Annotated in this window: 14 protein-coding genes and 1 tRNA gene; 7 read left to right on the top strand and 8 right to left on the bottom strand. The window is 37.5% G+C overall.

Features of this window, described 5'->3' with window-relative positions:
• The first annotated feature begins 102 nt into the window (after positions 1-102).
• Together KO495_RS09970 and KO495_RS09965 are read left to right on the top strand one after the other, a co-directional pair.
• Positions 103-642: a heme NO-binding domain-containing protein gene (locus KO495_RS09970; protein ID WP_215980253.1), complete on the top strand. Its 540-nt coding sequence runs from the start codon at positions 103-105 to the stop codon at positions 640-642.
• Positions 618-2,102 carry an ATP-binding protein gene (locus tag KO495_RS09965; protein WP_215980252.1) on the top strand — a complete coding sequence of 495 codons (1,485 nt, stop codon included), beginning with the start codon at positions 618-620 and terminating at the stop codon, positions 2,100-2,102. Before KO495_RS09970 ends, KO495_RS09965 begins: the two co-directional genes overlap by 25 nt.
• A gap of 23 nt (positions 2,103-2,125) precedes the next feature.
• Here the strand turns inward: KO495_RS09965 and KO495_RS09960 are convergent, their stop codons facing one another.
• Complete coding sequence (locus tag KO495_RS09960; RefSeq protein WP_215980251.1) at positions 2,126-2,953, bottom strand: hypothetical protein; 828 nt, start codon at positions 2,951-2,953, stop codon at positions 2,126-2,128.
• Between the two features lie 306 nt (positions 2,954-3,259).
• On the opposite strand from KO495_RS09960, the gene KO495_RS09955 reads away from it, so the two are divergent.
• Both KO495_RS09955 and KO495_RS09950 read left to right on the top strand, forming a co-directional pair.
• The gene (locus KO495_RS09955; RefSeq protein WP_215980250.1) at positions 3,260-4,033 is read left to right on the top strand and encodes a DUF1194 domain-containing protein; all 774 of its coding nucleotides are present in this window, start codon (positions 3,260-3,262) and stop codon (positions 4,031-4,033) included.
• 9 nt (positions 4,034-4,042) lie between these two features.
• Positions 4,043-4,453, top strand: coding sequence for a hypothetical protein (locus tag KO495_RS09950; protein ID WP_215980249.1), 411 nt, complete (start codon positions 4,043-4,045; stop codon positions 4,451-4,453).
• A gap of 52 nt (positions 4,454-4,505) precedes the next feature.
• On the opposite strand, the gene KO495_RS09945 is transcribed toward KO495_RS09950, so the two are convergent.
• The 6 genes from KO495_RS09945 to rpsU form a co-directional block, all read right to left on the bottom strand.
• Positions 4,506-4,582, bottom strand: a tRNA-Ile gene (locus tag KO495_RS09945).
• A gap of 185 nt (positions 4,583-4,767) precedes the next feature.
• Positions 4,768-5,385, bottom strand: coding sequence for an outer membrane beta-barrel protein (locus KO495_RS09940; protein WP_215980248.1), 618 nt, complete (start codon positions 5,383-5,385; stop codon positions 4,768-4,770).
• A gap of 170 nt (positions 5,386-5,555) precedes the next feature.
• Positions 5,556-7,403: an RNA polymerase sigma factor RpoD gene (gene rpoD / locus KO495_RS09935; RefSeq protein WP_215980247.1), complete on the bottom strand. Its 1,848-nt coding sequence runs from the start codon at positions 7,401-7,403 to the stop codon at positions 5,556-5,558.
• 188 nt (positions 7,404-7,591) lie between these two features.
• Entirely contained in the window at positions 7,592-9,349 is a 1,758-nt protein-coding gene (gene dnaG, locus KO495_RS09930) for a DNA primase (protein WP_215980246.1), read from the bottom strand.
• Positions 9,350-9,537: 188 nt separating this feature from the next.
• The gene (locus KO495_RS09925) at positions 9,538-9,984 is read right to left on the bottom strand and encodes a GatB/YqeY domain-containing protein (protein ID WP_215980245.1); all 447 of its coding nucleotides are present in this window, start codon (positions 9,982-9,984) and stop codon (positions 9,538-9,540) included.
• Positions 9,985-10,022: 38 nt separating this feature from the next.
• On the bottom strand, positions 10,023-10,238 hold the full coding sequence (rpsU, locus tag KO495_RS09920; protein ID WP_076420232.1) for a 30S ribosomal protein S21: 216 nt from the start codon (positions 10,236-10,238) through the stop codon (positions 10,023-10,025).
• Between the two features lie 254 nt (positions 10,239-10,492).
• Between rpsU and tsaD the strand changes: the two genes are divergently transcribed.
• Positions 10,493-11,533 (top strand): tRNA (adenosine(37)-N6)-threonylcarbamoyltransferase complex transferase subunit TsaD, encoded by a 1,041-nt coding sequence (tsaD, locus tag KO495_RS09915; protein ID WP_215980244.1) that lies wholly within the window; start codon positions 10,493-10,495, stop codon positions 11,531-11,533.
• Positions 11,534-11,634: 101 nt separating this feature from the next.
• Here tsaD and plsY read toward each other — a convergent pair whose 3' ends face one another.
• On the bottom strand, positions 11,635-12,225 hold the full coding sequence (gene plsY, locus KO495_RS09910) for a glycerol-3-phosphate 1-O-acyltransferase PlsY (protein WP_215980243.1): 591 nt from the start codon (positions 12,223-12,225) through the stop codon (positions 11,635-11,637).
• Between the two features lie 230 nt (positions 12,226-12,455).
• On the opposite strand from plsY, the gene folB reads away from it, so the two are divergent.
• Both folB and folK read left to right on the top strand, forming a co-directional pair.
• Positions 12,456-12,812, top strand: coding sequence for a dihydroneopterin aldolase (folB, locus tag KO495_RS09905; protein WP_215980242.1), 357 nt, complete (start codon positions 12,456-12,458; stop codon positions 12,810-12,812).
• Positions 12,812-13,297, top strand: coding sequence for a 2-amino-4-hydroxy-6-hydroxymethyldihydropteridine diphosphokinase (gene folK / locus KO495_RS09900; protein WP_215980241.1), 486 nt, complete (start codon positions 12,812-12,814; stop codon positions 13,295-13,297). The genes folB and folK overlap by 1 nt, the downstream gene beginning before the upstream one ends.
• Positions 13,298-13,299: the final 2 nt, after the last annotated feature.

The raw sequence follows: 13,299 nt of genomic DNA, 5'->3' as shown, positions 1-13,299 counted from the left end.
AAAACAACCACGAGATTATAATTAAATATCTCTTAGCACCCTTATTATTATTTATGCTACATTAATGAGTATAACCTATTTAAAAATAGACGGAATTTTAAGATGAAAGGTAGTGTATTTAATGGATTTGAAGCCTACATAGAGCAAGAGTATGGCTTACATATATGGCAACAGGTTATCGAAAATACCGCCTTAGAAAGTAATGGCATTTATTTAGGCTCCGAAACGTACGAAGATCAGGAATTATTTTCCTTACTAGATGAGCTTGCAAACCTAACAGATTGCACAGCTAATGATATTCAGCGAAGTTTTGGTTGTTTCTTTTTTCAAACACTATTTTCATTAACCATAGAGCATATTAGCAATGTTGATAACTTATTTGATTTTCTAAAAGCGGTAGATGATGTTATTCATGTTGAAGTTAAAAAAGCCGACCCTGCAGCTTACACGCCAGCTTTTTTTTATGACAGCCCTAAAGAGAATATTTTGGTGATGCGTTATGTATCAAAAAGGGGAATGTGTTACTTTGCAGAAGGACTTATTCTTGGCGCCGCTAAGCATTTCAACACGCCGGTACAAATATCACAGTCGAAATGTGTTCACTGTGGAGATGACTATTGTCTGATCAACATCGAAACCTAAATATTTCACCCCAAGAGCATATTGAGTTACTCCAAAAGGCGCTCGCTAGAGAGAAGACAGCTAGAAAGATGCTTGAAGAAAAAGTAGCCTCTATTAACCGTACTCAGTTTACGGCCACTGAGGAGTTGCTAGCATCTTATGAAACAGCAAGGATCCGGCAAATTCAATTACAGTTTTTATCGTTTTTAAACCGTGAAAATATTGAAGATAAATCGATAAAAGAGTTAAGTAAATTCTTTGTTGAAAATGTACTACAGTTAATTGGTCAAGATACAGCGGTTATTGCTGATTATAAAAAGGGAAAGTTACTCAACGCGGTTGCCATTAATAAAAATCAAAATGACTGGATTCTATTAGCAATAAAAGCTTCGACGGAAGAAATACTCAGTAAAATAGCCCCGATAGATAATTCAAAATGGATTAGGTCAATACTCTCTGAAGATGCCCATCAAGAGTTTCCATTTATGACAGCACCACTGTTATTAAGTTTACGTGTTAATCAGCACAATGATGCCCATAAAAATATTTTTATTAATGTTGAGCACTATTGTTACAGTGATGATTTTAAACATACGTTGAAAATTGCTGCCAACCAATTTACCGGCATAGTACAAAAGCGCTCTACCGAAACAATGCTCTCTAGTAACTATTCTAAGCTAAAACAAACCTTAAAACTGCTTAGGGCAACACAGCAACAACTAACGCATAATGAAAAAATGGTTTCTTTGGGGCAACTAGCCGCAGGGGTTGCTCATGAAATAAATAACCCGTTGAGCTACCTGTCGAGTAATTTAGAAACCTTGCAGGATTATATTAGCCAATATGAGCAGATAATAAATCAGAGCGTAGACGCTAATAACTCAAAAAGTGTTGACCTAACAGAACTCGCTTATCTCAAAGAAGATAGCAAAGAATTATTAGAAGCTTGCTTGAATGGTGTTAGCCGAGTTTCCGATATTGTAAAAAATTTAAAGCAATTTTCGAAAAAAGGTAGCGATGAGTTTTCTACAGTAGATCTAGTGACAATAATTAATACCTCACTTGCTATTATTGCCAACAAAATTAAATATAAGCATGAAGTGAAAGTAGAACACGATGGTGAAAAATTACTCATCAGCGGTAACTTCGGTCAACTGCAACAAGTATTTGTTAATTTATTTATCAATGCCATTGATGCCATGCCAGAAAAAGGCATTCTCACAATTAAGACGTTAAATACACCTGATGAAGCCATTATTATCGTCAAAGATAATGGTATGGGGATGGCAAAAGAAACAGTAACGAGAATATTCGAGCCTTTTTATACCACCAAAGCAGATAGTAAAGGTACCGGCCTTGGCTTGTCTGTTTCTTATGCCATTATAACTAAACATAATGCCTCGATAACGGCCAATTCAGAAATTAACCAAGGTACTGCATTCACCTTGAAATTTCCGTTAGTCTCAGTGAACTCTAACTAACCGAAACTAGATAACGTTGTTAGCTAAAGTGAGGCCACCATTTTAGGGCTATAAATATGAAATATGGCATTACTACTATTGGTTAAACGCTGTTGGCTAGGGTTTCTAAACGAAAATGATATTTGCACATCTTTATCATTAAAGTCTGAACGTTCGTCACAATAAATTACCGCATCAATAGGGAACAGCCCTCTTCCTAACTCAACCTCACCTGTTACAACTCTTGTTGTTTCAAAGCGACTAGCCATACTGACACGCTTATCAATCACACGCTTATGGTTAACAATAATTTGAGCAAAACACGAGCCAATTTTTGTCATTTGTGTTTTAGATCTTTCTTCCACCTCATTGGCAAAATTGAACTCAACACCTATTTGATGACGCCCTTTTATTAAGCTCGGTAACAAACCACTTAATCTATACATACTTTTGGTCGGTTGCTCTATGCCGTAACTTTTATGACTAGCTAAAGTAAACTGGGTACCGTTCATTACAAACGAGCCGAAATCACTTTGTTGATTTAATTCATTTTTCGAGGTTGGAATTGGATAAACACGTGTTACCCAACCAGGAAAAATATCTGAATGATTAATTGCGTTTTGTACTAATTCATTACTACTACCTTGGTAAGGATTAATGGTTCTAAGCACCGATAATTCTTGTTCGTATAACTTAATTGTGTCGCTGTGAAAATTAACTTTAGCGTTAAGTACACTCATTTTATTCCAACTAAAAGTAGCCGTTAAAACAAGTAACACTAAAATAAATAAAGCGAGCATCAAATAGATTCTTCCTTTCTTTTCTGAACTTCCATGTAAGTATCTGTCTTTGCGATATGTAGCACTTCTCATAATATCTACCTCAATGTTTTAAAGTTCACTTACACCAAAGCAATTAAGTAGCCAACTGTGCTAAATAAAAAATATAACAATAAAAATCAAAACCTTGAAAAAAAACAGTGTAAAAAGTACAACATCTCCCTACTAACAAGCATGTTAACTGTTGCACTTTGCAACATCTCACTATGGCAATTTGCAAATTAAATTAGATTAAAAGTAATTATTAAAATAAAAGTCAATATTAACAGCACTTTAAAAGTTGGCATTAAAAATGTAACACCCCCTTCATAATAATTTAAACCTGTGTGGGAGTGCTTCATGAATAAAATTAGTGTGCTGTTCTCACTTCTGTTGTTATCAGCCAGCTCGACCGTACTCGCCATTGAAATGGTTGACGTTGAGTTACAGCTACTTATTGATATTTCAGGCAGTGTCGACAACAGTGAATACAATTTACAAATGCAAGGTTACAAAGCTGCATTTGAAAGTGACAATGTTCAAAATGCCATTATTGGTGGCATTAATGGTAAAATAGCCGTGCAATTGATTATGTGGTCTGGCAGAGATCAACAAGAAATTATGATTGATTGGACACTGATAGACTCTGCTGATACTGGCGACGCTTTTGCCGCAACCATTGACACGCTAGCAAGACCTTTTTCTGGTATGACCGCTATTGGTAGCGCCATAAATTATGGCTACTCGCAATTTGAAAACAATGGATTTGAAAGCTTATCTCAGGTGATTGATGTATCAGGGGATGGCACAAACAACAGTGGTAGCTCACCTAGTACAGCCAGCGCTGATGCCTTAGCTGCCGGTATTGACAAAATCAACGGCATCGTTATCACGACCAATCAAAGAGTTATTGACCAATACACCAATAGCGTAGTCGCCGGTGACAACGCTTTCTTATTAGCGCCAGCAACATTTAGCGAGTTTCAAAGTGCAATAGAAACCAAAATAACCTATGAAATTAAAGGCTTAATACCACCAGGAGACTTGATCACCCCAATTCCTGAGCCGAAAACCATCTACTTAGCACTGATCAGTTTTATTGTTCTTTATTTCAACAAAAAACGCTTTATTTAGGAGAATTTTATGAAATATTTACTACTAGCAATCAGCCTATACCTAATGCAACTACCCACTTGGGCAACAGAAATTGACTATAAACTTGAGTTTGGTCTAGTACTTCACAATGAATATGGTGAGCCTATCGGCTTCAAAGAAACGACGACGATACCCATTAATACACAAGGTAAAGACTCGTTATACGGCGTAATAATCTCAAAAAATAGCACTGAAAACTTCACTGTTGGCTCAATACACATTCTCCCTGAAGAGATTGATATTGAAAAAATAATGGGAAAAACAATGCAAATTAACGGTAAAGGCGCGATCTTTATGAAAACTCAGGGTAGTGATAAGCCAGGTACTTATGAAATGGAGGTGTATATCAATGGACTGTTATATAAAACTATTCAGTATCAACTATTGTCATCAACATAAAGCAGGGTAAATAGTGTTAATTATTTGGGACTATAAAGAAGGTCAATTAAAATGGTGGCCCCTCCCTGACTTGAACAGGGGACCTGCCGATTATGAGTCGGATGCTCTAACCAACTGAGCTAAGGGGCCATCTTTTAGATTGAAATAATAAGTCTTGTACAGGCTGTATATAAATAACAGAAAGATTTACTAAAGCGCGAGCAGTATAAGCATTTTTTATTTTATTGTCACCTAAAGAGCTTTAAATATTTTATTCTTTTTTACTGTTAGCTTATTTGTTAAGCAAATAAGCTAACTCGTGGGCTTATTACACTTTAAAATGCGATAGAAATACCGGCATTCACCTCGCTTTGCACCCAAATATCACTTGAGATTGAAATTAAACAATTGTTTTGATCACAAAAAATACTACTGTCTGAATTAAAGAAAGTACCATATACACGACCACTTAATTGAAAATTTACATTGTCAGTAATCGGCAGTTTTGTCATTAAACCAATATTCATTGAAAAGCGAGTTTCACTGTCAAGTTGGCTATCTTGTGGTGATAAATACGTTAAGCCTAAGCCTCCTGTAACATACATAGGCACTAATCCTTGCGATATAGCAACATTGCCACCTAAATGAGCATAGGTTATGCCTAGTTCATCATTTGATGGAATAAAATCGCTATGTTGGGAAAAGTTGGTTTGATAGTGGCTAATTAAAAATTCACCTTGTCTAAATTTATCGTATTTCCAAGCTGTGAGTAAGCCGTAACTCACTTCATCTATTAATTTAAGGTTAGAGGTTTTACTGTTGTTGGTAACATCAAAATCACCACCAAAGCGATAACCTATTAAAGGGGTTATTTCGAAGTTGTTTTCTTGTGCCGCAAAGGCAGGTGCGGCAAGTAAAGCACTAAAAGCAATCGTGATTAATGTACGTAACATAATAACTCTATTAATAAGCAATAAGTTTGGTGAAAAGTTTACAGGGTTTTCGGTTAAAAAACAGCAGCTTTTCATTTTATATACTGACATAAAAAAAGAGTAAACTAGCTTAACTAATTTACTCTTTTATAACTTACACTAAATATTACACAGTGTATTTTATCTAGGTATTATTCACCGTCTAAGAAGCTTTTTAATTGCTCTGAACGTGATGGATGACGAAGTTTACGTAGTGCTTTCGCTTCAATTTGACGAATACGTTCACGTGTTACATCAAATTGCTTACCTACTTCTTCTAAAGTATGGTCGGTATTCATATCAATACCAAAACGCATTCTTAATACTTTAGCTTCGCGAGCTGTTAAGCCTGCTAACACTTCGTGAGTCGCACCTTTAAGGTTTTCAGCAGTTGCTGAATCTACCGGTAATTCACCACTACCATCTTCAATAAAGTCACCTAAGTGTGAATCTTCATCATCGCCAATCGGTGTTTCCATTGAAATTGGCTCTTTCGCTATTTTTAATACCTTACGAATTTTATCTTCTGGCATTATCATACGTTCAGCTAATTCTTCAGGTGTAGGCTCACGTCCCATTTCTTGTAACATTTGACGTGAAACACGATTAAGCTTGTTAATGGTTTCAATCATATGCACCGGAATACGGATAGTTCTTGCTTGGTCGGCAATAGAACGCGTAATTGCTTGGCGAATCCACCATGTGGCATATGTTGAGAATTTATAACCACGACGGTATTCAAATTTATCAACGGCTTTCATTAAGCCGATGTTACCTTCTTGAATAAGGTCAAGGAACTGCAAGCCACGGTTAGTGTATTTTTTAGCAATTGAAATAACTAAACGTAAGTTAGCTTCAACCATTTCTTTTTTAGCACGTCGTGCTTTTGCTTCACCAATTGACATACGACGGTTAATATCTTTAATACCGTGAATGTTTAAGAATGTTTCTTCTTCAACTTGGTTTAACTTATAAATACAACGCTCTACATCAAGCTCTATGTCGCCTAGTTTGGCTGAGTAGCTATGCCCTGCAGCTTTTTCTGCTTCAAACCAGTCTTTTGACGTTTCATTACCTGGGAAGATCTTAATGAAAGTTGTTTTTGGCATGCCAGCACCAACAACACAGTGCTTCATAATTAATCGTTCTTGAACACGTAATCTGTCCATCATGCTTCGCATGTTAACGACTAATTTATCAAATAATTTTGGAATTAAACGAAACTCTTTAAATACATCAGCAACCGCATCAACAGCAAGTTGTGCGTCTTTATGACCACGACCTTTTGCTTTAATCAGTTTGGTGGCATTTTCATGTGCTACGCGCAATTCAGTGAATTTTTCACGCGCTAATTCAGGATCAGGACCAGTATCTTCTTCTTCCTCATCCTCGTCATCTTCGTCGCTGTCTTCGGTATCTTCGTCTTCTAAGTCTTCTTTAGATAACTCAGATCCTACATGTGTTGCTGCAGCAGCAATATCATCATCTTCAGCATCTGGGTCTAAAAACCCGGTGATAATGTCAGTTAAACGTAATTCTTCAGCTTCATAATTGTCCCACATTTCAAGGAGGTAATTAATCGCTGGCGGATACTCAGAAACACTACGTTGTACTTCTTTAATACCTTCTTCGATACGCTTCGCAATAACTATTTCACCTTTACGGGTTAATAGTTCTACCGTACCCATTTCACGCATATACATACGTACAGGGTCAGTTGTGCGACCAATTTCACTTTCAACTGTGGCAAGTGCTTGAGCAGCAGCTTCAGCGGCATCTTCATCGGTATTCGCTTCACTCATCATCAAGGTATCTTGATCTGGTGCGCTTTCAAATACTTGAATACCCATATCGTTGATCATACTTACAATGTCTTCAACTTGATCTGAGTCGATTATGTCTTGTGGAAGATGATCATTAACTTGCGCAAACGTTAAATAACCTTGTTCTTTACCTTTGGTTATTAAGTCTTTAAGTCTAGATTGAGGGGCTTTGTCCATTGACGAGTGTCCACCTATGAATTATAAATATGGAATATAAATATGTGCAAATGAGAAGTCTTTCACAAATACCACACACACAATAAAGCAGGAAATTATAGCGAATTTTTTGAGCAGTTACCAGCAGATACACTGCTTAATTTTAGCGTCAAAAGCTATAAAATCCAGCCTTAATAAAAATTTATTCGTTAAGCATTCAATAATGCTTGCAGCTCTTGCTTTTCATTATGATCCATTTGCCCAAGACGTGCTTTTTGCAATAACACTTCTGTGCGTTGTTCAACAAAATTATTCAGCAATTTTTCAATACTATCTAAAAATACATCTTGTGCTGCTTCAGGCTCTATATGATGTTGCCAGCACATTAACTTAGCGAGTTGCTTACCTTGCTCTGTATCTCTAAAAAATTCTAATAGCTGTGCTGATTTTATATTGGGCTTGTCTAAACAAATTTCAAGTACCTGAATCAAAAGAGGTATGCCTGGCATAGTTAATGGGCGCAACACATCAACGTGCCCTAAGCTTTGAGCAATACTGGGTTGCTCTAACAATAAGGCAATCGCGAGTCTTACAGGCGTTACTTTAGAGCTAGTTTTAGCTTTTTGTACTGGCTTTTCTGGTTGGATATTTTTGGTGAGTTTTGTTAAAAACTGCTCGCTGCCTGTGCCAAAGTTATTTGCAATATCATTTAACATTGCATCCTTTAAGTTGCTATCAGGCAGTTTGGCTAAGTAAGGGTTAAACATTTCGACTAATGCGCCTCGCCCTTCAAATGAATTCATATCGACTTGCTGCATTAGCTGTTCAAATAAAAATTTTGATAAGGGAACTGCGCTTTCAATAATGTCTTCAAAAGCTTGCTTACCTTGCTCTCTAATTAATGAGTCGGGATCTTCACCGTCAGGTAAAAATACAAATTTTAATGAAAAACCATCTCGCATTAATGGCAGAGCATTTTCCATAGCACGCCACGCAGCGCCACGCCCTGCTTTATCGCCATCGTAACAACAAACAACATCATTAACCGTTCTAAATAATGTTTGTAGTTGCTCAAAAGTGGTTGCGGTGCCTAGTGATGCTACTGCGTAATCAACGCCATGTTGCGCCAAAGCAACCACGTCCATATAACCTTCTACTACCACTAAACGTTTAAGATCTTTGCTCGCTTGTTTGGCTTCATACAAGCCATAAAGCTCTTGCCCTTTACTGTATACGCGTGTTTCAGGGGAGTTTAAATATTTAGGTTTTTCATTACCGAGCACTCGACCACCAAAACCAATAACACGACCTCGTTTATCACGTATTGGAAACATAATACGACCACGAAATCTGTCATAAGGGCGATTTTGCTCGCCAGAAATGGCCATACCTAAATCAACCAATTGCTGATTAGCACTTTTACTGCGACCAAAAACGCTCATCATGCCGTCCCAAGCATTACTAATATAACCAATGCCAAAGCGCTTAACGATTTCACCACTTAAGCCACGACCTTTTAAGTACTCAATAGCAACGTCTTTATCATCCGCCACTTTTAATTGCTGCTGGAAAAATCGACTTACTTGTAACATCAACTCGTAATCATCTTGCTTTTGTTGATGTATTTGCTGTTGGCGGCGTTGCTCCGCTGGGCTGGTAGTGTTTTCTTCTCGTATAACCTCCATACCACAGTGTGATGCTAGCTCTTCAATAGCATCAACAAAGTCAAGACGATCAAACTCCATTAAAAATGAAATGGCGTTACCATGCTCACCACAACCAAAGCAGTGATAAAACTGTTTATCTTGGCTTACTGTAAACGATGGGGATTTTTCATTATGAAAAGGGCAACAGGCTTGATAATTTTTACCGGCTTTTTTGAGCGGTACACGCGAATCAACTAGCTCAACAATATCTGCTCGTGCTAATAAATCATCTATAAACTGTCGAGATATACGTCCGGCCATACTTGATTAGTCATTCAAAAAAATAAAATTACTGGGCTATTCTACACAAAAAGCACTGATAAAGTGCTAGCTATTTTAGCTGTGTGAATAATTATTGAGTCTGAACTCAGGTTATTTAGTGTTCAAAAAACAAAAACCGCAAGTGCTAGGCACTTGCGGTTTTTTTATAATACTTTGAAAAGTAATACTTATGCGTTAAGTGCTGCTCTAACTTGACCGCTTACTGCGCCCATGTCGGCTTTACCTTGCATTAATGGTTTTAATACTGCCATTACCTTGCCCATGTCAGCCATAGAGCTAGCACCGGTTTCGTTAATTGCATTAGCGATTAATTCATTAATTTCAGTATGACTTAATGGCTGAGGTAAGAAAAACTCTAAAGCAATAACTTCAGCAGCTTCTTTTTCAGCTAATTCATCACGACCACCTTCGCTAAACATTTTAATAGACTCTTTACGCTGTTTAACCATTTTGGTTAATACGGCAATAACATTGTCATCTGTTGCTTCGGTATTGTGATCAATCTCAGCTTGCTTAACAGCTGATAGCGCCATGCGAATAACACCAAGACGTAATTTGTCTTTAGCTCGCATAGCGACTTTCATTTCATCGTTGAGTTGTATTAGAAGTGACATCTAAATCAAGCTCTTAGATAACTATACTAAGATATTTCTTAGTACATGCGAACGCGACGAGCGTTCTCACGAGAAACTTTTTTAGCAGCACGTTTTACCGCAGCAGCTTTCTTACGTTTACGTTCCCAAGTTGGCTTTTCATAACATTCGCGACGACGAACTTCTGAAAGGATTCCTGCTTTTTCACATGAACGTTTAAAACGACGTAATGCTACGTCAAATGGTTCGTTCTCTCTTACTTTAATTACTGGCATGTACTTTTTACCTTAGTATGTATCTATAAAATCGGTATTGATTCCCGCAAAATTAACTCATTTCCCTTAGTTTTAACGCTAAGTTAGTTATATTTGCTTCATCTCCACCCGCTCTATCAAAAATTGGTGCCGTATTCTACTGCTAACGAGAGTATAAAGTAAAGGCTATTTTATCAATCTACTGAGTTAATTCTGGAGAAAAAGAGCAATGACAGGTAAAATCGCCGCTCTCTTTTTTTCTAAGGCTCAATGTTATGCGTATTTTAGGTATTGAAACCTCTTGTGATGAAACTGGTATTGCTATTTATGATGATGAGCAAGGTATTTTGGCACATCGCCTTTATAGCCAAATAGCGGTACATGCTGATTACGGTGGAGTTGTGCCTGAATTAGCATCGCGTGATCATGTCCGCAAAACAATCCCTTTAATTAAAGAAGTGCTGGCTGACGCTCAATTAACTCCACAAGATTTAGACGGTGTTGCCTACACCGCAGGCCCTGGATTAGTTGGCGCTTTACTTGTTGGCTGCTCTATCGGTCGCAGTTTAGCTTACGGTTGGAATTTACCCGCGGTGCCAGTACATCATATGGAAGGTCATTTACTTGCGCCGATGTTAGAAGATGATATTCCTGAATTTCCGTTTGTCGCATTATTAGTTTCAGGCGGACATACTATGTTGGTACGCGTTGATGCTATTGGCGAGTACAAACTATTAGGTGAGTCGGTAGACGATGCTGCCGGCGAAGCATTCGATAAAACAGCTAAGTTACTAGGCTTAGATTACCCCGGCGGTCCTGCATTATCTAAAATGGCAGAACAAGGTGTTGCTGGTCGCTTTAAATTACCTCGCCCAATGACCGACAGACCCGGCTTAGATTTCAGCTTTAGCGGTTTAAAAACAGCAGCAGGTACTTTAGTTCGCAAAGAATGCACTAATTTATCAGCAGATGAACTTGCACAAACCCACGCAGATATTGCTAATGCATTTCAACAAGCGGTAGTTGATACTCTGGCAATAAAGTGCAAACGTGCTTTACAGCAAGAAGGATTAAAGCGTTTGGTGATTGCCGGTGGTGTCAGCGCAAATACCAGCCTTAGAGAAAAATTAGCAATAACAACTAAAAAGCTTGGTGGTAGTGTTTTCTACCCTCGCCCTGAGTTTTGCACCGACAACGGCGCTATGATCGCTTATGCAGGTATGCAGCGCTTAAAATCAGGTACTGATGCCGATTTAACCTTTAAGGCTAGCCCTCGCTGGTCACTCGACTCATTGCCACCAGTAAAACAAGATTAGTCAGTTGAGAGTTAAGTGAGTTGTTTATTACAGCTAACTTAACCTGAACTCGGCTTAAGAGACATTTAACAAATTGAAATATAAGCAAAAAAAATCAAATTTTAAATTTTATGAGTTATTTTGCTTTCTGTACCTGTTAATAATCGAGCAATATTCGCACGATGCCTAAAAATAATCAGCGCACTGAGCATTAACGTAGGGTAAACATATAAAGGTTTAAGCAAATAGACATAAATCGGTGCAAGTGACACCGTAATAATAGCGGCTAAACTTGAGTACTTAGTTACCTTAACTACCGCCAGCCATGTTGCCATTAATAAGGCTCCTAAAGTAAATCCAATAGGAAGCAAAGTGCCTAATGCAGTAGCAACTGCCTTACCACCTTTGAAGCCAAAAAATACTGGGTACATGTGCCCTAAACAAGCAGCTACACCAACAAAGCCTAAATACAAAGGTTCAACCGCTAAAAAGTAAGCGCCCCATACCGGAATAGTGCCTTTTAATACATCAAGCATCAGCACCGTTAGTGCTACCATTTTATTTGATATACGCAACACATTAGTTGCGCCAGGGTTTTTAGAGCCGAAAGTTCTTGGGTCAGGTAAGCCTAACGCTTTGCATATTAAAATTGCACTAGAAATTGAACCTATTAAATAGGCCGCAATAATCATGGCAAGCGTTAATATCAACATATATGAGAAATCCGTTACTAAATATCTGTTAAGGCAAAGGGGTAAACTAAAAAAGTTTCGACATTTATTATTCTATCTTGTTCTGCGCTAGTTTTTCTACAGTTACACAGGTAAACTCGGCGTTTATTTTGTAAAAATATAATTAATTAGAGCATATAGTCAAACTAATAATACGTTTAAGCTTGTATGACTATGGCACGATTACCGATAAAGAGTACTAGAGAGCAATAATGGATAAAGTTTTCATCAAAGGTTTGAGCATACAAACAACGATTGGTTTTTATCAGTGGGAAAAAGAAATAAAGCAAACCTTAATAATAGACTTAGCCATGGGTTGGAATATTGCCGCAGCAGCAAAAAATGACGAGTTAGCCAAAACCTTAGATTATGCGGATATTTCACTTGCCGTTGAGCGTTTTGCTAATGAAAACCCCGTTGACTTAATTGAAACCTTAGCAGAGCGTTTAGCTAACTTTTTAATGACTCAGTACCAGATTCCTTGGTTAAAGCTAAGCATTGGTAAACCCGGTGCAGTGCATAATACGCAAACGGTAGGTGTTGAAATTGAACGTGGTCAATATAACTAATGGCCACTATTTACATTTCACTTGGTAGCAACATCAATCGTGAAAAGAATGTAAAGCAAGGTATTGAAGCACTCACTAAAGCTTTTGGCACATTAACCTTATCTTCATTGTTCGAAAGTAAAGCTGTTGGTTTTAGTGGCGCTGCTTTTTATAATATGGTGATTGGCATAGAAACCAATAAAAATATTGAACAAGTAACCACCACATTAAGAGAAATAGAGTTTGCTAATGGTCGTAGCTTTGATGCGAAAAAATTTAGTCCGCGAACATTAGATTTAGATTTATTACTTTTTGATGATTTAATATGCGAACACCCCGCACAATTACCGCGTGCAGAAATAACAACCAATGCTTTTGTTTTATGGCCATTAAGCCAAGTAGCTCCCAACTTATTGCACCCTATTTTAAACAAAAGCTACCACGAGTTATGGCAAAATTACGACAAAAAAAGCCAGCAACTAGCTATTATTGAGCCATGTTGGTAAAA

Source organism: Colwellia sp. D2M02 (genome assembly GCF_018860755.1).
GTDB classification, from domain to species: domain Bacteria; phylum Pseudomonadota; class Gammaproteobacteria; order Enterobacterales; family Alteromonadaceae; genus Colwellia; species Colwellia asteriadis.
The sequence above is the reverse complement of the archived record's forward strand: the minus strand, read 5'-3'. Positions and strand labels throughout refer to the sequence as shown.

Coding starts and splice junctions, on each gene's coding strand:
- KO495_RS09950 (WP_215980249.1), top strand. CDS start 4,043: ATGAAATATTTACTACTAGCAATCAGCCTATACCTAATGCAACTACCC.
- KO495_RS09925 (WP_215980245.1), bottom strand. CDS start 9,984: ATGTCACTTCTAATACAACTCAACGATGAAATGAAAGTCGCTATGCGA.
- KO495_RS09955 (WP_215980250.1), top strand. CDS start 3,260: ATGAATAAAATTAGTGTGCTGTTCTCACTTCTGTTGTTATCAGCCAGC.
- folK (WP_215980241.1), top strand. CDS start 12,812: ATGGCCACTATTTACATTTCACTTGGTAGCAACATCAATCGTGAAAAG.
- folB (WP_215980242.1), top strand. CDS start 12,456: ATGGATAAAGTTTTCATCAAAGGTTTGAGCATACAAACAACGATTGGT.
- plsY (WP_215980243.1), bottom strand. CDS start 12,225: ATGTTGATATTAACGCTTGCCATGATTATTGCGGCCTATTTAATAGGT.
- dnaG (WP_215980246.1), bottom strand. CDS start 9,349: ATGGCCGGACGTATATCTCGACAGTTTATAGATGATTTATTAGCACGA.
- KO495_RS09960 (WP_215980251.1), bottom strand. CDS start 2,953: ATGAGAAGTGCTACATATCGCAAAGACAGATACTTACATGGAAGTTCA.
- rpsU (WP_076420232.1), bottom strand. CDS start 10,238: ATGCCAGTAATTAAAGTAAGAGAGAACGAACCATTTGACGTAGCATTA.
- KO495_RS09940 (WP_215980248.1), bottom strand. CDS start 5,385: ATGTTACGTACATTAATCACGATTGCTTTTAGTGCTTTACTTGCCGCA.
- tsaD (WP_215980244.1), top strand. CDS start 10,493: ATGCGTATTTTAGGTATTGAAACCTCTTGTGATGAAACTGGTATTGCT.
- KO495_RS09970 (WP_215980253.1), top strand. CDS start 103: ATGAAAGGTAGTGTATTTAATGGATTTGAAGCCTACATAGAGCAAGAG.
- rpoD (WP_215980247.1), bottom strand. CDS start 7,403: ATGGACAAAGCCCCTCAATCTAGACTTAAAGACTTAATAACCAAAGGT.